The sequence below is a fragment of the Psychrobacter proteolyticus genome (genome assembly GCF_039762275.1).
GTDB classification, from domain to species: Bacteria; Pseudomonadota; Gammaproteobacteria; order Pseudomonadales; family Moraxellaceae; genus Psychrobacter; species Psychrobacter proteolyticus_C.
Genome location: NZ_JBDLOB010000006.1, coordinates 39,585 through 57,965 on the forward strand (window position 1 = coordinate 39,585; position 18,381 = coordinate 57,965).

Genomic DNA, 18,381 nt, shown 5'->3' on the forward strand with positions numbered 1-18,381 from the left:
ACGATAAGGAAGCTATCATGAGTGATATTTTTGATGTAAAAGACACCCTTTCGGTTGCTGGCAAGGAACATGCCTACTACAGCCTGCCAAAGCTGACCGAAACTTATGAGCATATCAAGACACTACCATTTTGTATGAAAGTGGTATTAGAAAACCTATTGCGTAACGAAGACGGCGGGCAGTCAGTTGGCAAAAACCATATCGAAGCGGTTGCCAACTGGGATGCAGGGGCTGAGGCGTCAAAAGAAATCGCCTTTATGCCAGCGCGGGTGGTATTGCAGGATTTCACTGGTGTACCTTCGGTGGTTGATTTGGCGGCGATGCGTGATGCAGTTGTCGAGCTTGGTGGAAAGGCTGAGCAGATCAATCCGTTTATCCCTAGTGAGCTGGTCGTCGATCACTCTGTACAGGTCGATGCTTATGGCCGCGAAGATGCGCTAGATTTGAACGAAAAGATTGAGTTTAAGCGTAACAATGAGCGCTATGAGTTTTTGCATTGGGGCAAGCAAGCCTTTGAAAACTTCGTTGTCGTACCACCAGCGACAGGTATCGTGCATCAGGTTAACCTTGAGTATTTAGCCCGTGTTGTGATGGCAGCAGACGTTGATGGCGAGCTGACAGCTTATCCAGATACAGTATTTGGTACAGATAGCCATACCACGATGATTAATGGTATTGGCGTACTTGGTTGGGGTGTGGGCGGTATCGAAGCTGAAGCTGCGATGCTGGGTCAACCGTCATCGATGCTGATTCCACAGGTAGTCGGTTTTGAGTTAAAAGGAAAGCTAACCGAAGGCGTCACGGCAACCGATTTGGTATTACGTGTGGTTGAAATGCTGCGTGCACATGGCGTAGTGGGCAAGTTCGTCGAGTTTTATGGCGAAGGCTTACACAGTATGCCGTTAGCGGACCGCGCTACCATTGCCAACATGTCACCAGAGTATGGCGCGACTTGTGGTATTTTCCCAATTGATCAAATGGCGATTGATTACCTGCGTCTATCAGGCCGTGATGAAGAACAGATTGAGCTGGTCGAAAAGTATGCTAAGGCGCAAGGCTTATGGCACGATGCCGATACACCTGCGGCGACTTATTCGAGCAAGCTCGAACTAGATCTGTCGTCAGTACAGCCAGCACTTGCTGGTCCAAACTTGCCACAGCAGCGTATCAATTTGTCTGATATGCATGAGAAATTTGGTGAAACGTTAGAAAAAATGACCAAAGATCGTAAGTCAGAAGTAGAAGGCAAAGTACGCTTTGATCAAGAAGGCGGCGAGCAAGAGCAAGCTGAACACTTGGCAGCTGAACCGAATATCGAAGTTGATACGAGTGATGACAATGCAGGTTATGCGCCAGCAAACAATGTCTTCTCAAATGTCAGCATCGATGACAAACAACACAAACTACGAGACGGATCGGTAGTTATTGCTGCTATTACTTCTTGTACCAATACTTCAAACCCAGCGGTAATGATTGGTGCAGGTCTGGTGGCCAAAAAAGCTGCTGCCAAAGGACTTAAAGCCAAGCCTTGGGTCAAGACATCACTCGCACCGGGTTCTAAAGTCGTAACCGACTATCTTGAGAAAACCCATCTGATGGATGAGCTAGAAAAAACAGGCTTCTATCTAGTAGGGTATGGTTGTACGACTTGTATCGGTAACTCAGGGCCATTGTCAGAAGAGATCGAAAAAGGCATTGAAGAAAATGACTTAGTCGCAGCGGCTGTACTGTCTGGTAACCGTAATTTTGAAGGTCGTATTCACTCGCATGTCAAAGCCAGTTACTTAGCATCACCACCGTTGGTCGTTGCCTACGCGCTAGCCGGTACAGTCGATATCGATCTAACGACCCATCCGCTAGGACAGGATCAAGATGGCAACGATGTATTCCTAAAAGATATCTGGCCAACCTCGGAAGAGATCAACGAGTTAATTGCCAACAATATCGATGCTGATATGTTCCGCAAAAACTACGGCGAAGTATTTGATGGTAGTGCCGCGTGGAACGCGATTAGTTCAGCGGATAGCCAATTGTATCCATGGGATGAAGGGTCGACGTATATTAAAAACCCACCGTTCTTTGATGGTATGACCATGGAGCCAGAAGGTATTCCTGATATCGAGGGCGCGCGCATCTTGGGTCTGTTTGGTGATTCCATCACCACCGATCATATTTCGCCAGCAGGTAATATCGATCCAGACTCACCAGCAGGTAAGTACTTGCAAGAGCGCGGTGTGATGGAAGCAGACTTCAATAGCTATGGCTCGCGCCGTGGTAATGATGCAGTTATGACTCGTGGTACTTTTGCCAACATCCGTATCAAAAACACGATGATGAGCGGTAAAGAAGGGGGCTATACTTATTACTTCAAAGATGACAGCGCTACGCTACAAGATGGCGAAGAAATGCCTATTTATAATGCAGCGATGAAGTATAAAGAAGACAAGCGTCCGCTAGTGGTATTGGGCGGGGCAGAGTATGGTTCGGGCTCGAGCCGTGACTGGGCAGCCAAAGGTACTATCTTGCTAGGTGTAAAAGCTGTATTGACCAGCTCGTTTGAGCGTATTCACCGTTCAAACCTAGTCGGTATGGGCGTGTTGCCATTGACGTTTAAAGACGGTCAAAATGCGGAGACATACAAACTAGATGGTTCTGAAGTGCTCAGCATCACAGGTCTGGACAATGGCGAGAGTAAAACGGCCACGGTTACGGCTACGCGTGCTGACGGATCAGCAGAAACCTTTGAGGTAAATGTTGGTCTACAAACGCCAAAAGAGCGCGAATATGTGCGTCATGGCGGCGTGTTGCACTATGTACTACGTCAATTGGCTGCTGAAAGCAAAGAAGCTGGCTAGTGATATACTAGACTTGGTTTGAAAAAAAGCCCAATCTCCGTCAAAGTAGGGGATTGGGCTTCTTTATGGAAGACGTTTTTCTTCTTGTTACTTTACTCTTTAAGCCTTTTCAGTCAATAACTTAATTCCTAACCCCATAAATACGACACCACTTATTTTATTCATTATGGATTCAATTTTTGGATTCGCTCTTAGTTTTTTGCTGAACTTTGACGCCAACATCGCCAAACATAAGCACCATATAAAGCCTGTGGTGGCAAAAGTCAGTCCCAACATCAAAAATGACAGCATGCCATAAGCATAACTAGCGTCGATAAACTGAGGAAAGAACGCCAAGAAGAATAAAGCGACTTTTGGGTTAAAAGTATTGGTCAATACACCTTGCTTATATATTTGCCAACCATCTACAGCCTTTCGGCTAGTCACGTTCTGATCTTTGGACAAATTGTTTGCAATCGAGTTCGAGTTTTTGCTCGTCAGCATCTTAAAGCCTAAATAACATAAATAGCTGGCCCCAACATATTTGACAATCATAAAAGCGGTAGGGGAGTTGGCAAGTAATACGGACAATCCTAGTGCCGCCAATAACGTATGTACCAAAATACCCGAAGTAATGCCAAGAACAGAATAAACCCCTGCTGTTTGCCCCTGTGAAATACTACGGGTGATGATGTACATGCTATCCGTACCTGGCGTTAGGTTTAACAAAATAGCCGCCAAGATAAACCCTAGATAATTCTCGATACCAAACATCGCAATCACTTCCCTTTAATCACGCTAAGCCCCATCATTTATAGTAGGTAGGTGCACTTTATAAATACGCTTGTCAGGTCGATATTAACGAGTATTAGATAGGTTGGCAATAGCGCTATCAACAGTAAGCTAGCAACTATTAATAATAAGCTAACGACAACAGAATAGAGGATGTTGAGAGATGACAGACATAAAAAATCCCAGTCACCGTATGATGACTGGGATTTTTTATTGTTCGCTTATTAGTCTAATCTGATGCTAAGCAAAAGTGCTAATAAGTGACGCCGAATAGTGGCGTCCCCAGGGGGATTCGAACCCCCGTTACCGCCGTGAAAGGGCGGTGTCCTAGGCCTCTAGACGATGGGGACGCATAGAGTGTTATAACCAGTGGTTACAACGGTACTTCACAATATCAGATAGCTTATTAAATAAGCATTGCCTAGGTGCTGATATCGTCCTACTAGCGAGTATTTATTATTACGTTTCAGTAATACTGAGCGTTGCTATAAATAAGTATGGTGGAGCTAAACGGAGTCGAACCGTTGACCCCTTGCATGCCATGCAAGTGCTCTACCAACTGAGCTATAGCCCCTCGCTAAGAGTGTGCGTATTTTATGTAAGAGCGGCAGTCTTGTCAACAACTATTTTAAAAATAATGCATAAATATGCAAAAAAAATTGATTTAGCCTATTTTAAAGGCTCAACAAGCCCAAATTAGTGTGGATTTTGCTTAATGGCGATCTCTTTGATGGCTTTATCGGTATAAAACTCTTCTTCGCTACCATCAGAAAAAATAATCGCACAGCATTCAGTTGGCATATATTGACCACCTTTTTCTCGGATCGTTCTGATACCTTTGACGCCAATGATGTCATATTCGCCCAATTTATCTAGATTATGCTTGGTGTAACTACAGTAAGTGCTGTATATCCATTTTAAATCTTCGAAGTCTTGGCCCTTGGTCAGGGTCAAAGTTGCATCAAACAGTTCCTTTATGATGGCATCATAATATTTCTGTGCTTCTTTTAGCGTGTTAAAGACATAATCTTTGCTTTCTATCGTGACGGTTTTGGCGGCCATGTTTATTTCCAATTAAAATATTTAATAAAAGATATCTAATAATTTGAGGTAGTAGTAACTGCGCTTGACGAAAAAAGGGCCAGATATGGCCTGACCCTTTTACATTCGACAAGTTTAGCTAGTTAACTGTTTAGTAGATAAGCCATTCAGCTTCTAAACTACTCAGCAGCAGCCAAAAAGTCTGGCAATTCTGCCGCTTGTTTCTCAAGTTTTTTCAGTTTCTTTTTACCGAGGCCGCCTAATACATCAACCGCGTGACGTAAGCGAGTCAAGGTCATATCAGCACCGATAATCGCCATAGAGTTCATGACTGGCGTCGATGAGGTGCTACCAGCGATAGCGATAAAGAACGGCGCCATAAAATCACGCATCTTAATATCGAGGTGAGCAGCAAGGCCTTTTAGCGTGGCATAGATGTTTTCTTCTGACCAAGTTGGTAAGACTTCTAATTGCCAAAGCGCTAATTGCAGCATCTCGATAATTTGCTCAGGCGTGAGTGATTTATGAGTGAAGCTCTCAGCATTGATGTCAGGTAGGTTTTGGAAGTAGAAACCACCCCAATTAACCGCATCAGACAATAGCTCGATACGTGGCTGAATCGCCGCTGCGATAGCAGTCAGTTTGTCACTGTTGCTGGCCCACTCAAGGATTTTATTCTTCAATTCTTCAGGGCTAAGCGCACGTAGCCATTCTGCATTGAGCCAGTTTAATTTTTCGATATCGAAGATAGGGCCACCAAGCGACACACGTTGAATATCAAAGCTGGCAATCATTTCCTCTAGCGTAAACTGCTCAGCATCATTAGGCATTGAGTAGCCCATACGACCGAGATAGTTTAGCAGCGCTTCAGGTAGCACGCCTGCATCACGATAGTAGGTGATAGAGGTTGGGTTTTTGCGTTTAGACAGTTTTGACTTATCAGGGTTACGCAGTAGCGGCATGTGGCAAAGCGTTGGCATTTCCCAACCAAAATAATCATATAGCAGTTGATGCTTAGGCGCAGAGTTCAACCATTCTTCACCGCGCATCACATGAGTGATTTCCATCAAGTGATCATCAACGACGTTGGCTAAATGATAGGTTGGCATGCCGTCTGTTTTTAGCAGTACTTGCATATCGACTTGAGTCCAAGGGAACTCAACGGTGCCACGTAGCATGTCTTGTACCTGACAAGTGCCTTCGGCCGGTACACGCATACGAATCACGTGCGGCTTGCCCTCGCTTACCAGTTGCTCAGTTTTTTCTGGAGCAAGATGAGCACAGCGACCATCATAACGAGGGGTCTCGCCATTGGCCATTTGCTCAGCACGCATAGCATCTAACTCTTCAGGGGTACAAAAACAGCGGAACGCATGGTCTTTTTCTATGAGTATCTCGGCGTGTTTTTTGTAGATATCGCTGCGCTCGCTCTGACGATAAGGGGCGTGTGGGCCGCCAATATCTGGGCCCTCGCTCCAATCCAGACCAACCCAACGTAGGGCATCCAAAATCATCTGTTCTGATTGCTCAGTTGAGCGAGTCTGATCAGTGTCTTCGATACGTAAGATGAATTCGCCGCCATGCGCTTTGGCAAAGGCCAAGTTAAATAGGGCAATATAGGCAGTACCTACGTGTGGGAAGCCAGTTGGTGATGGGGCGATACGCGTACGTACAGGGCGCGTGCTGTCAGTAGAGGTTTGCATGATAAAAGTCTCAAAGTTTGCTATCGATATAAGCTATCAGTATAAATAGCGATGAAAGATATGAAGTCGATGTTAAGAAATAGCGTAAAATATAGCGCTAGTATAACAGAGACATGTGATATTTTTAATGAAAAGCCCTTCTAGTGCTTGACTACAGGTGTATCCTTGCGATAATAATGCTAAGCAAGTCATAACTTGTTTATTTTCATCTAATTACTGGCCAGTACGGTCGTCATCTATTGAGTTGTTTGTGTCCCTATCAAAGTCTAAGCCAAAATCGAAAGCCAGTCCTTCTGCCGCCGCTGATCTCTCTGAGTCAGTGTCTAGTCCTTCTGCTATAAAGGATGCGTCTACGCAAGATGTCGATCTGGATGTTACTCACGCCCGTCATGAGGGCGATATCACGTCTGATGTATTAAGTTTTGTCCATGATGCGGTGCTGCTGCAAGAGACTGTCGCTGCAGTGCTCGGCGTAAAATCCTTGCCTAAGCAAACAGAAGGCGACCAAAATAGCTTAAATATAAGTGGTATCTATGTTGATGCGACCTTTGGTCGTGGTGGTCATAGCCGACTGCTATTAAGTCAACTTGCCGATGATGCAACACTGATTGTCTTCGACAAAGATCCAACAGCTATTAGCGTGGCGCAAGAGCTGGCAAGCAAGGACAGCCGTGTGCGTGTGGTTCACGATAGTTTTGCGACGTTGACCGACAGTCTGGCTGCTATGGGCATCACTGAAGTTGATGGGTTAATGGCGGATTTGGGCATTTCATCACCGCAAATTGATGATGGTAGTCGCGGCTTTAGCTTTATGCGCGACGGGGCAGTAGACATGCGTATGGATACCAGTCGCGGCCAGTCAGTTGCCGAATGGCTTGAAAAAGTCGATGATGAAACGTTGGCCAATGTACTTTATGATTTTGGCGAAGAGCGTCATAGTCGCCGTATTGCTCGTGCTATCAAACAGATGGAGAGCTACGATTCTACGCTTGAGTTGGCAGAAGTGATCAAAGTAGCGCATCCCAACTGGCAGCGCGGCAAACATCCAGCGACGCAAAGCTTTCAGGCCATGCGTATTTTCATTAATAATGAGTTGGGCGATGTTGACGACTTTTTAGCGCAAAGTATTCCTATCTTAAAGTCAGGTGGGCAGCTTGCGGTCATTAGCTTTCACTCATTAGAAGATCGCCGTATCAAGCAGTTTTTGCAGCGACATAGCAAAGGGCAGTATCCAGAAGACGAAAACCTGCCAATGCCGCCAAATCGTCCGCGCTATTTTAGCAAGCCAAAACGTGTTGGCCCAAGCAAAGCTGAAACGAGTCAGAATCCGCGCGCGCGTAGTGCATGGCTGCGTATGGCAACTCGCACCGACACAGCTTATGAGCAGACAACAGGGCTATAGAAGAACATCATGATGCTACAAGTCATAGTCGAATAGGATTGGTGAGTTGTCTAAGATTGCTAATGTTTGTCTAAATGATGCGCAAATGTCCTAATGGCTACGCCACTGTTAAAAATCTGTAAATATTGTCTGTTAGGATCAGCAGTTGGTTTTCATCTGCTTATGCTTAATAGTTGAATGGTTTTATATAGTACAGCCACTCAACGTGTTTGGTTGTGGTATGACATATTGATAGCCATGAATTGTGATGACTTGTGGCTCCTAAATATATTGGCTATTGAATGTGTTTTTTACATTCGGTTTTTTAGGTTTAGTTTTTACACTTATAAGTGTCTTTGGTTTTATATTTATCGATGGTATGACCGAATAATGACACGTTCATCTTTCGCAATCCGTTATCTACTCTATCGTTTACGTTCACCTTTTTGAGATCGTCATGGCAATATCTGACAAACCTGCGAATCGCCGCACTGCTACACCTTATAATACCGATGTCGGCGAGCTGTTCGTGCGCCGGTTTAATGTGGTGAGCATTTATGTGGTCGTGCTACTGCTATTGGCAGCCACGATTGTATGGAGTGGTATCAAAACTGCCGAAGAAGTTCAGCAATATCATCAGGACTACAAAACCTTGCAAGACATGAAAAAACAAGAACGTAAGCTACAAGTAGAGCATCAGCGTCTATTGATTGAGCAGCAAACCTTTAGCGCCACGCCGCAGATTGCCAGTCGAGCGGTTGCTGAATTGGGTATGTATTCGCCAACATTAAAGGATAAGCTGATTATCCAGCCTGGTGTCGCTACTGCATTGGTGCCAGTGGTTACGGAAGACTCAGATGAAGATTTGAATGACATTATTGGGCCACGTGCCTCTACCGACATCTCTCCTGAAGAACCAGCGACGGAGGCAGGACAATGAGTGAGAAAAAGCCTAAATCCACCGCAAAGAACACTAGCAAAAAACCAGCCAGCGGTAAGGTAACCAAACCCCTACGCCGAGCCAGTGCTGCTAAATCTGGTCAAACGAGTAGCAAGCCCGATAAAGCTGCAAGTAATCGTAAGGCCAAATTGTTTGGTCGCATCAAAAAAAGTGACACCCAAGGCGCTTATACCAGTGTAAAAAATCGCAAAAGTAAAATGGTTTTTTCGAGCAAAGCGTCAGGTGCTTCTGCTCTTGGTGGTTTCGAACAAGACAAAAACCGTTTTCGTATGGTCTGGGGTCTAGCGCTGGTCATATTAGCGCTACTGATTAGCCGCGCCTATTATATTCAGGTTGCCAACGCACAGTTTTATCAAGACAAAGGTAATGAGCTCATTACCAGTGAGCGCACCCAAAAATCTTATCGCGGTATGATTACCGACCGTAATAATCTACCGCTCGCAGTCAGTGCACCGCTCGCGACGGTTTCGTTTAGTCCGCATGATTATTCGCGTGAATATTACGAGCTAAAGCGCATTATTATTACCAATCCTAGCAGTCCACAATTACAGGCGCGTATGCAAAAGCGTCTGGATAATATGGATCTGACAAAGTTAGCCGCTGCTGCAAATATATCGGTGGATGAACTAAAGAAAGTCACGGCTATTGATGACAGTATCGATGTGACCGATGAGAAAGCCGTAAAAGCTGCTTTGCCATCTGGCGCAGGCTCGCACTATTTGCCACTGCTTAATAAGGTTACACCTGAGATTGCCCAAAGCGTCAGCTCGCTTGATTTCCCTGGCGTCTACGAAAAGAATTTCTTTCAGCGTTATTACCCGCAGCCACAGTCTAACGCACAGCTGCTGGGCTTTATGGGTCAAAACGCCAAGGATCCTGAAGGTGGCTACGAAGGTCGTGCTGGTATTGAGCGTCAGTACGAAAAAGATCTGGCAGGTGATGACGGAAAAGTTTTAGTTCTAAAAGACGCTAAACAAAACAGCCTAAAAGAAATTAAGCAAATCGAGCCAGAAGTACCCGGTAAAAATGTGGCGTTGACGATTGATTCGCGCTTACAGTATTTACTGTATAAAGAGCTAGAAAAGGCTGGGCGTTTGCAAAAAGCCCGTTGGTCAACGGGTATGATCGTTGATGTACAAACTGGTGAAGTGCTGGCACTATCGACATGGCCGTCGTTTAACTCAAACAACCTCAACGAGATGACGGGTGAAAACCAGCGTAACCGCGCACTGCTAGATGTGTTTGAGCCAGGCTCGGTGATGAAACCGTTTACCGTGGCGGCAGCGCTAGACTCGGGCAAATATACGCCAACGACCTTGATTGATACCAATCCTGGTTCGATTCGCGTACGTGGCTATACCATTCGAGATCATAACAACTTGGGTATGATTAACATGGCCACGCTATTACAGAAATCTAGTAACGTTGCCTCTACCAAGATTGCGCTATCACTGCCAGCCGATGCTATTAGTAATATGCAACGACAGTTTGGCTTTGGCTCAAAAACACCATTGCAGTTCCCAGGTGAGGGCAGTGGTCTGATTGTTACGCCAAAAGAGAAAGAAACCTCGCGCCGTGCGACGGTCAGTTATGGTTATGGTCTGCAAGTGACATTGGCACAGGTTGCACAGGCGTATTCAGCTCTAGCAGCAGGTGGAGTCATGCATCCATTAACTTTAATTAAAGGTGACAAGTCGCAGCCAAGCAAACGTATTATGGCGCATGAGCAGGCAATGTCGATTGTACAGATGCTTGAGAGCGTGACTGAGCCTGGTGGTACAGCAAAAGCTGCTGCCATTGACGGATATCGCGTGGCAGGTAAGACGGGTACGTCACGCCGCATCAATCCAGATGGTGGTTATTATACCGACCAGTATCGTAACGTCTTTGCTGGCATGGCGCCTGCATCTAATCCAAAGCTGGTAGGCGTAATGCTTATCGAAGACCCGCGCGGTCAGATTTATGCTGGTCTAACGGTCGCACCTGTTTTTCATAATGTGATGAAAGAAGCATTGCGATTGTATAATGTGCCTTTGGATAAGCCACTAAAAACGGAAGCGCAGTAAGCGTTCAATTATTTTAAATGTCCAGTTCTACTGAGCTGACACGTTTTAACTGTTTAGGATTTATCTATGACTATATCATCGCTAGATAGCGCTACTGTTACTTTACAACAGCTTATAGATGCCAATAAAAACCAACAGCAAAAACTGGCTGAGCAGCTTACAGCGATGATAGCAACATCGATTCAGGACGCATCCAATCAGGTAGGTTCAGGTCAAGCTCAGTCTATTGCCCATATTCCGTTTCAACAGTTTCGTTTGGACAATCGCCAATTGGAAGTGAACGACGTATTTGTCCTGTTAAAAAGCCAAACAGCCAACCCTCAAAAAAGTCGCGATTATCTACTGCAAGCCGCTGAGCAAGCCGCGTTTGTTCTCTCAGAGATTGACCCTGTTATTTTGCTTAGCGAAGCAAACAACCTCTCAAATACCAATAGTGAACCTAAGACAGATAGTATCGCTAGTATGCAGCAACTAGCAGCATTACCATGCCCTGTATTGTACGTTCCTAACATTCGCGACTTTTTGGGTAGCTTAATTCAAGCGCGCCTGCAATATCAGCAGCCAGTGACTCTACCGACCGTGGTTGCGGTAACTGGTACGAATGGTAAAACAACCATCAGTCAATTAGTGGCACAGCTTACCCAGTTGATGGGTCAGAGTAGCGCAGTGATGGGTACGGCAGGTAATGGTAGGCTTGGCGCTCTAGTACAAGCAAGTCATACCACGGGCGATGCGTTAGCTGTCCAGCAATTCCTATATCAAATGGGAACAGAGCAAGCAGAAATATTGGCATTAGAGGCCAGCTCTCACGGGTTAGACCAACAACGTCTACAAGGTATGCCAGTCACTGTAGCGATTTATACCAATTTGAGTCGTGACCATTTAGACTATCATGCTGATATGGCAGAATATGCCGCTGCGAAAGCCAAGCTGTTTGATAAAGCCCATTTTCCAGATTTGACCCATGCCATTATCAACATTGATGATGAGCACGCTCAGGTTATGTTAGATATGGCAAGTGCCAGCGGTTTGACGGCATGGACATACAGTTTGGATTCATCAAAAGCTGCTACTTTTGTTGCTGCTGATATCACACCAAGTCTACAAGGCGTCAAAATAAATCTGCGTACTGATTTTGGTGATGACAAAGCTGACAACATAGAGATTGTTAGTCCATTATTAGGTCGCTTCAATGTAGCCAATTTGCTCGCAGCGATAGCGGCTGTCGTAGCACTTGATACTGACTTAGCTATGAATATCGAGCGTATTGCGCCTGCTGTTGCACAGTTGCAAGGTGCGGTTGGGCGTATGCAGCGTGTACCATCAAATGATGGCTGCTTTATCGTTGATTATGCGCATACTCCAGATGCTTTAAGCCAAGTGCTGGCAAGTTTAAAAACCCACTGTAAAGGTCAGCTTTGGGCGGTATTTGGTTGCGGCGGAGATCGTGATGCAGGCAAGCGACCATTGATGGCGCAAGCAGGTCTGGCAGGTGCTGATCAAGTTGTTTTGACCGCGGACAATCCACGTACCGAAGACCCCAATGTGATTTTGCAAGATATGCAGGCTGGTATGACAGCTGAGCAATATCAACGAACCCATATTGAACCTGCCCGCCAAACCGCCATTGAATACGCAGTTAGTCACTCAGGTGTAGATGATATCGTTGTCATCGCAGGCAAAGGTCACGAAACCTATCAAGAGATTAATAACGTTCGTTATGATTTCGATGACAGTGTTATTTTGCAGCAGACATTGAGTCAAGCTGGACGTGTGTAGTTGATTGGCTCTCGGTACATGTATTAGCAAAAATTGATCATTAAATATAAAAATTAAGTAGTCATCATATAAGGTAATCATTATGACAGCCGACACCGATAATACTGCCCAGTCGCAAGGGCTCTATGTCTGGCAAATGAACAATTTGCTCGCAGCGACCACGTCGCTCGATGGGCATTGGCAACTACCACAAGGCCATTCAGAAGCAGAGCAAACTGCCTTAGCCATTAAGCGTATAGCCACTGATACCCGCACGATAAAGCCAGGCGATATATTTTTGGCGCTTAGCGGCGATAATTTCGATGGTCACGATTATATCGAGACAGCAATATCAAAAGGCGCAGTTGCCGCTGTTGTCTCGCGTCCTATCTCGTTGTCCGGCCCAAATGCTATTCCACAATTAGTGGTCAGCGATACTCGTTTGGCACTAGGTCAATTGGCAGCGTATCGTCGTCAGCAGCATACAGATTTAACCGTAATTGCTATTACGGGTTCTAGCGGCAAGACCACTTGCAAAGAAATGCTTGGCAGTATTTTTGGTAGATTGGCACCGACCTTGATCACTCGTGGTAACCTTAATAACGATTTGGGTGTACCAATGATGTTGCTTGAGCTATCAGACCATCATCGTTATGCTATTTTAGAGCTAGGCGCAAACCATATTGGCGAGATTGCTTATACGACTGAAATCGTTCAGCCTGATGTGGCCTGTATCTTAAACATCGGTACAGCGCATTTGGGCGAATTCGGTAGCCGTGAAGGCATCTGCCAGACTAAAGCAGAGATTTACCATACGTTGACGGATGCACAGTTTGCAATCGTTCCCGATAAGGATGATTTTACCAATCAGCTACGCCGTATCGCTGAAAAGCACACCTCACATGTGATTGGCTTTGGTAATACGGATGTAAGCGCAAGCCATCTAGACGTAGAGCCTGAACGTAGTGAATTTAAGCTACATATCGGTAACCAAGTCCATGATATTAACTTGCCATTGGCAGGTGAACACAATGTCAATAATGCCTTGGCCGCTGCTGCCTGTGCACATGCGCTGAATATTGAGGTGAGCGACATTGTCATTGGGCTCGAAAATGCGCGTCCTGCTAAAGGTCGTCTAAATAGCCAGATACTTGGTATGCATCGTCTCATTGATGATACTTATAATGCCAACCCTCATTCAGTACGTGCCGCCGCCAAAGTATTGGCCGCGCAAACAGGTACGCAGGTCATGGTGCTGGGCGATATCGGTGAGCTAGGAGAGGCTGCTATTAGTGAACATCAAAGCTTGGGCCGTACTATCGCGACCACAGGTATCAACGTGCTGCTTTGTGTTGGCGAATATGCCCCTTATACCGTTGCAGGTGCGCAAGAGGTGTCTGATATCAGTGCTCATGCTTTTGCCGATAAAGACAGTTTATTACAGTATTTACAGCCATATTTGCAAGCGCAACAAGCTAAGCCTTGTACTGTGTTGTTCAAAGGCTCTCGTTCCATGGGAATGGAAACACTTATTCATGCGCTAGTAGAGGAGTAGGCGGTGTTAGTTTGGTTGTTCGGCTGGCTTGGCCAGTATTATACGCCGTTTTCTGCGGTTTCTTCGTTGACGCTGCGAGCATTGCTTGCCGTTGTTACCGCCCTTATGTTTAGCATGATGTTTGGTGGCCGTGTCATTCGGCACTTGCGATCACTCAAATATGGTCAGGCCATTCGTAATGATGGGCCTCAGTCACATTTGGCCAAGACTGGTACGCCAACCATGGGCGGGGTGTTGATCCTCAGTGCGATTGGGATATCAACGCTACTGTGGGCACGATTAAACAATCCTTATGTTTGGATTTTGCTCGTGGTCATGGTTATCTTTGGTGCCGTAGGTTGGGCTGATGATTGGCTAAAAATTAAGTACAAAGATCCAAAAGGCTTAATCGCTCGCAAAAAGTATTTTTGGTTGTCTATGGGTGCATTGTTTGTCGGTGTATCTTTGTATTATATCGCCACGCTACAACCCGATATCAACACCACGCGCGAGATGCAGGATCTGCTATTGCCAGTATTCAAAGACTGGATGATTCCATTTTCAGCGGTGCCATTTGGTATTGGCTTCATCATCTTTACCTACTTTGTGATTAATGGTGCTTCTAACGCAGTCAATCTAACCGACGGTTTGGATGGTTTGGCGATTTTGCCAGTTGTTCTCGTCGCTGCAGGTTTGGGCGCGATGGCCTATGTATCAGGCGATGTACGCTTTGCTGATTACTTGCATGTACCTTATATCCCTTACAACTCCGAAGTCATCATCGTCTGTGGCTCAATGGTCGGAGCAGGTCTTGGTTTCTTATGGTTCAACGCGCATCCAGCACAAGTCTTTATGGGTGATGTTGGCGCGCTAGCACTGGGCGCAATGCTAGGTACTATCGCCGTGATGACCCGTCAAGAGATTGCCTTCGCGATTATGGGTGGTTTGTTTGTTGCAGAAGCGCTATCGGTGATGTTGCAAGTTGGCTCGTACAAACTTCGCAAAAAACGCGTCTTCCGTATGGCACCGCTGCACCATCACTTTGAAGAAATTGGCTGGAAAGAAACGCAAGTGGTGGCGAGATTTTGGATTATTGCCATTATCCTTGTCATCCTTGGGCTAATGACGCTAAAACTGCGTTAAGCTATAACCGCCAAATATCTATATGGATATCAATTTGCAAAAATCCAAAAAGCCGTTTCAATCATGATTGAGACGGCTTTTTGTCGCTCAGGACCCATGAATTTTGTTAAAATGCGAAGCATATTGCTATCACTTTGAGATGCCCGTGTCGTTATTTATTTGTCCACTTTGTCAGTCACCGCTACAGCCCGCCGCAGATACTTGGCGCTGTGATGGTAGTTTGCATCCCAAACAGACTTCACATCCTTTTGATGTAGCGCGTCAAGGCTATGTCAACCTGCTGCCAGTACAACAAAAAAAGTCTAAAGCACCTGGGGATAGCCAAGAATCTATCGATGCGCGTAAACGGTTTTTGAATCATGGGCACTATGCGCCGCTCCAAAACCTAATTAGTCAAAAAATGACAGAGTTATTGTCTAACGATGAGTTAATAGATAGGCAAGATAGCAAGCCAGTCAATTGGCTTGATATTGGCTGCGGAGAAGGCTACTACACGCAGGCAATGGCGCAAATGGGCTCGGATGTCATAGATACGCTGATAGCCGCTGACATCAGTAAGCCTGCAGTGGTTGAGCTGGCCAAAGTCAGTAAACTAGCAGGTCGTCTATGGTATCAGCCGCGCAAAGAAGATACTGCCAAGACGACAGCGGTCTATCCACTAGTGACCAGTGCTGCACATTTACCATTACACCCACACAGTGTGACGGGTATTAGCAGTATTTTTAGCCCCATTTTGCCCGAGGCGTTTGATAATGTATTGATGGATGGTGGCTATTTAATCATTGCCAAACCTGATATCGGGCATTTGGCAACGATGCGTGATGCGCTATTTGATGATGTGCGTGAGCATGATTCTGATAAATTCTTGCAAGAATTGGCACCGTATTTTACGTTGGTTGAGACCTGCCGTGTCAGTACAGAGCTAACGTTATCCGCAGAGGATTTGGCTGATTTGATGACAATGACACCTTATGCGTACCGTGCCCGCAGCGAAAAAAGGCAAGCACTATTGGCCGCCGTAGAAACAGCAGCATTTGGTACAGAGGCGAAGTTTGTGGTTTATATTTTGCAGAAAACGTCTGTTTAGCACATTTAGAGCATAGGAGTATGGAGTATTGCTATGCTCGTTTTAAATATTAGCCAGCAACTTCTAATGAGTTAGGTTTTTCGAATAGCAGAAAGGTCGATACAGAAGACTTGGCTTAACCGTTTCCGTATTTGCATTCTTCACCAATCAGCTAGTCATTCGCGTTTTTATGAATATCCTGTCTACGATGCTTACCGATAAAGCCTAAATACGCTTCCATTTAACCAAACATTACGCCAACACCTAACATCCCTTTGATCGCGCATGCCCTCGTAACAATCGCAACCTTTCTTCAAGTTTCATAAATCTACTTAATACTAGAATCATTTATCCTTCTCTTTGTCGATAGAGTAAAGCTTTATCACGATAGTTCATTTAACACTAAGTGAATTATCTATAACTACTCTAAATATGAATTCAAAGGAATAAAATGATGAAAAAGATACTAGTTAGTTCGATTTTAGCCGCTACTGCTTGTTTGTCGATGGTGGGTCAAGCCAATGCTGCACCTAATTTTGATAAGCATCATTCAGCTCAAACACAGCAACAAAAGCACAGCAGCAATAAAGCGAGTAATAATTATAAGTATGCCAAAGCTAAGGCAGCAAAGTCACATCACAAAGCGAACGTAGTGGCTGCTAAGCACAAAGCAATAGCCAAAAATGCCCATGCTAAAAACAGCCACGACAAAAACGGTCATGATAAAAATAACCATGATCGTCGCTCGTAAAAACACGATTTTACCATCCAAAAATAGCGCCTTAATGAGGCGCTATTTTTTTGTTTTTATATGACGCTATTGATCGTTACTAATTGAGCAAATGCTACTGACTGATAAACGTCATTGATTTGGATATGCCGCTTTTATTAGGCTGAGTGAGTGTGACTTTGCTACTCAAAACATCGCCTTTGGCATTGATTTTATAGCATTCTGAAGACGTACCTGCAGCACCAGAAGTCAAAAGTAGATTGCCTGAGGTTTCTATACAGAGCCACGCCGTGTTATTTGTATCTTGTGTGAGCGACCAGTCCTGCTTATAAGTGGCGGTTTTCTGACGCATACTGCTGTCAGCATATACGTTTTCAGTGATGAGCTGATTTGAGTCGCCTACAGTAGCCATTTTAGGGATATTAGTCGTTTGGTTAGCGATTGAATACTCACCCGTACTATCCGTAAAACCATGGAACACCAATGGGTCTAGCGTAAAGTAATTGATAGCGACGGACTGATCCGTAATCTGCTGGTTCACTGTGTTGATTGTGCTGACTTCTGCGCCTTGTACCATTTTATTATTAAAACGCATGCTACCTTTAGGGGTGATTTGAATATCTGCGGCTACGCTTTGTCCGCCGATAGTAGCTACCAGTTTTTCACTACGTTGTTTGGTATAGATATTGAGTAGGGCAGTCTCAATTGGGTATTGAGTGACGACTTTATCAGAGCTGTTATTTTGATTGGTATTACCTGTTGCCGTGCCGCCTATGCCAGTAGCGCAAGCACTCAATCCGAGTCCTGCTGCGATATACATTCCTAGTGTTTTCATTATTGTATCCCTTAGTTTATTTAAATAATTACTACCAATATCTACTATAATCCAATTTTTGGACAATGGCATTTGCCGAGTATCAGTGACCCTACTGTTATTACATTTTTGTACGGTATAGCAATGATGGTAAATATAGATGCAAAGCTAGATTGAGCATCACAGAAAAATTCAACGCCTTTCTGTACAAAGGTTTAATGATAAAAACAAGCTGATAATAAAACGAATCGTAATAGAATATCGACTCATTTTATGAATCACTCTCAGTCCATGAGACGAGTTTTTTAGCTTGGTCAATCAATGTATTATTTGAATAGATATATAGTTATTAGATTCATTCGACACACGAAATTAAGGCTAGACAGAAGTATTTCAGACAGCAGTAGAGAATGAATATAGACTTAATGTCTTATCATTAAAGGATATAAAGAATATTTAGAGAAAGGTAGAACAAGACAGGAAACTGAGGTTTTGCTTAAGTAGAATAAGATTGGCGGTGAAGGAGGAAGTTAAACAATAATAATAAGTTATTGATTT

13 protein-coding genes and 2 tRNA genes are annotated in these 18,381 nt (G+C 44.8%); 9 read left to right on the top strand and 6 right to left on the bottom strand.

All coding sequences use genetic code 11. From position 1 onward, the window contains the following. Positions 1-17 precede the first annotated feature (17 nt). On the top strand, positions 18-2,855 hold the full coding sequence (locus tag ABFV72_RS10150; protein WP_347163522.1) for an aconitate hydratase: 2,838 nt from the start codon (positions 18-20) through the stop codon (positions 2,853-2,855). 99 nt (positions 2,856-2,954) lie between these two features. Here the strand turns inward: ABFV72_RS10150 and ABFV72_RS10155 are convergent, their stop codons facing one another. The 5 genes from ABFV72_RS10155 to gltX all read right to left on the bottom strand — a co-directional run bounded on the left by ABFV72_RS10155 (position 2,955) and on the right by gltX (position 6,373). Then, the gene (locus ABFV72_RS10155) at positions 2,955-3,608 is read right to left on the bottom strand and encodes a LysE family translocator (protein ID WP_347163524.1); all 654 of its coding nucleotides are present in this window, start codon (positions 3,606-3,608) and stop codon (positions 2,955-2,957) included. A gap of 292 nt (positions 3,609-3,900) precedes the next feature. Beyond that, positions 3,901-3,976, bottom strand: a tRNA-Glu gene (locus ABFV72_RS10160). Positions 3,977-4,124: 148 nt separating this feature from the next. Continuing rightward, positions 4,125-4,200 (bottom strand) — tRNA-Ala (locus ABFV72_RS10165). A gap of 122 nt (positions 4,201-4,322) precedes the next feature. Continuing rightward, on the bottom strand, positions 4,323-4,688 hold the full coding sequence (locus ABFV72_RS10170; RefSeq protein ID WP_347163525.1) for a hypothetical protein: 366 nt from the start codon (positions 4,686-4,688) through the stop codon (positions 4,323-4,325). A 158-nt stretch (positions 4,689-4,846) separates the two neighbouring features. After that, positions 4,847-6,373, bottom strand: coding sequence for a glutamate--tRNA ligase (gene gltX, locus ABFV72_RS10175; RefSeq protein ID WP_347163621.1), 1,527 nt, complete (start codon positions 6,371-6,373; stop codon positions 4,847-4,849). 364 nt (positions 6,374-6,737) lie between these two features. Between gltX and rsmH the strand changes: the two genes are divergently transcribed. The 8 genes from rsmH to ABFV72_RS10215 all read left to right on the top strand — a co-directional run bounded on the left by rsmH (position 6,738) and on the right by ABFV72_RS10215 (position 17,030). Beyond that, complete coding sequence (gene rsmH / locus ABFV72_RS10180; RefSeq protein ID WP_431192099.1) at positions 6,738-7,772, top strand: 16S rRNA (cytosine(1402)-N(4))-methyltransferase RsmH; 1,035 nt, start codon at positions 6,738-6,740, stop codon at positions 7,770-7,772. 436 nt (positions 7,773-8,208) lie between these two features. Further along, positions 8,209-8,691, top strand: coding sequence for a cell division protein FtsL (gene ftsL / locus ABFV72_RS10185; RefSeq protein WP_347163527.1), 483 nt, complete (start codon positions 8,209-8,211; stop codon positions 8,689-8,691). Beyond that, entirely contained in the window at positions 8,688-10,778 is a 2,091-nt protein-coding gene (locus ABFV72_RS10190) for a peptidoglycan D,D-transpeptidase FtsI family protein (protein WP_347163528.1), read from the top strand. Before ftsL ends, ABFV72_RS10190 begins: the two co-directional genes overlap by 4 nt. Before the next feature lie 66 nt (positions 10,779-10,844). Continuing rightward, on the top strand, positions 10,845-12,557 hold the full coding sequence (locus ABFV72_RS10195; protein ID WP_347163530.1) for a UDP-N-acetylmuramoyl-L-alanyl-D-glutamate--2,6-diaminopimelate ligase: 1,713 nt from the start codon (positions 10,845-10,847) through the stop codon (positions 12,555-12,557). 82 nt (positions 12,558-12,639) lie between these two features. Further along, positions 12,640-14,091, top strand: a complete 1,452-nt coding sequence (locus tag ABFV72_RS10200; RefSeq protein ID WP_347163531.1) for a UDP-N-acetylmuramoyl-tripeptide--D-alanyl-D-alanine ligase — start codon at positions 12,640-12,642, stop codon at positions 14,089-14,091. A gap of 3 nt (positions 14,092-14,094) precedes the next feature. Further along, the gene (mraY, locus tag ABFV72_RS10205) at positions 14,095-15,213 is read left to right on the top strand and encodes a phospho-N-acetylmuramoyl-pentapeptide-transferase (protein WP_057762045.1); all 1,119 of its coding nucleotides are present in this window, start codon (positions 14,095-14,097) and stop codon (positions 15,211-15,213) included. 139 nt (positions 15,214-15,352) lie between these two features. Further along, positions 15,353-16,300 (top strand): putative RNA methyltransferase, encoded by a 948-nt coding sequence (locus ABFV72_RS10210; RefSeq protein WP_347163625.1) that lies wholly within the window; start codon positions 15,353-15,355, stop codon positions 16,298-16,300. Positions 16,301-16,733: 433 nt separating this feature from the next. After that, the gene (locus tag ABFV72_RS10215; RefSeq protein WP_201572366.1) at positions 16,734-17,030 is read left to right on the top strand and encodes a hypothetical protein; all 297 of its coding nucleotides are present in this window, start codon (positions 16,734-16,736) and stop codon (positions 17,028-17,030) included. Positions 17,031-17,124: 94 nt separating this feature from the next. On the opposite strand, the gene ABFV72_RS10220 is transcribed toward ABFV72_RS10215, so the two are convergent. Continuing rightward, on the bottom strand, positions 17,125-17,844 hold the full coding sequence (locus tag ABFV72_RS10220) for a hypothetical protein (protein WP_347163534.1): 720 nt from the start codon (positions 17,842-17,844) through the stop codon (positions 17,125-17,127). Positions 17,845-18,381 lie beyond the last annotated feature (537 nt).

Bases quoted from the DNA above. Each gene is read 5' to 3' on its own strand.
- ABFV72_RS10195 (WP_347163530.1), top strand. From the start codon at position 10,845: ATGACTATATCATCGCTAGATAGCGCTACTGTTACTTTACAACAGCTT.
- ABFV72_RS10170 (WP_347163525.1), bottom strand. From the start codon at position 4,688: ATGGCCGCCAAAACCGTCACGATAGAAAGCAAAGATTATGTCTTTAAC.
- ABFV72_RS10200 (WP_347163531.1), top strand. From the start codon at position 12,640: ATGACAGCCGACACCGATAATACTGCCCAGTCGCAAGGGCTCTATGTC.
- ABFV72_RS10210 (WP_347163625.1), top strand. From the start codon at position 15,353: ATGCCCGTGTCGTTATTTATTTGTCCACTTTGTCAGTCACCGCTACAG.
- ABFV72_RS10215 (WP_201572366.1), top strand. From the start codon at position 16,734: ATGAAAAAGATACTAGTTAGTTCGATTTTAGCCGCTACTGCTTGTTTG.
- ftsL (WP_347163527.1), top strand. From the start codon at position 8,209: ATGGCAATATCTGACAAACCTGCGAATCGCCGCACTGCTACACCTTAT.
- ABFV72_RS10190 (WP_347163528.1), top strand. From the start codon at position 8,688: ATGAGTGAGAAAAAGCCTAAATCCACCGCAAAGAACACTAGCAAAAAA.
- ABFV72_RS10150 (WP_347163522.1), top strand. From the start codon at position 18: ATGAGTGATATTTTTGATGTAAAAGACACCCTTTCGGTTGCTGGCAAG.
- ABFV72_RS10155 (WP_347163524.1), bottom strand. From the start codon at position 3,608: ATGTTTGGTATCGAGAATTATCTAGGGTTTATCTTGGCGGCTATTTTG.
- ABFV72_RS10220 (WP_347163534.1), bottom strand. From the start codon at position 17,844: ATGAAAACACTAGGAATGTATATCGCAGCAGGACTCGGATTGAGTGCT.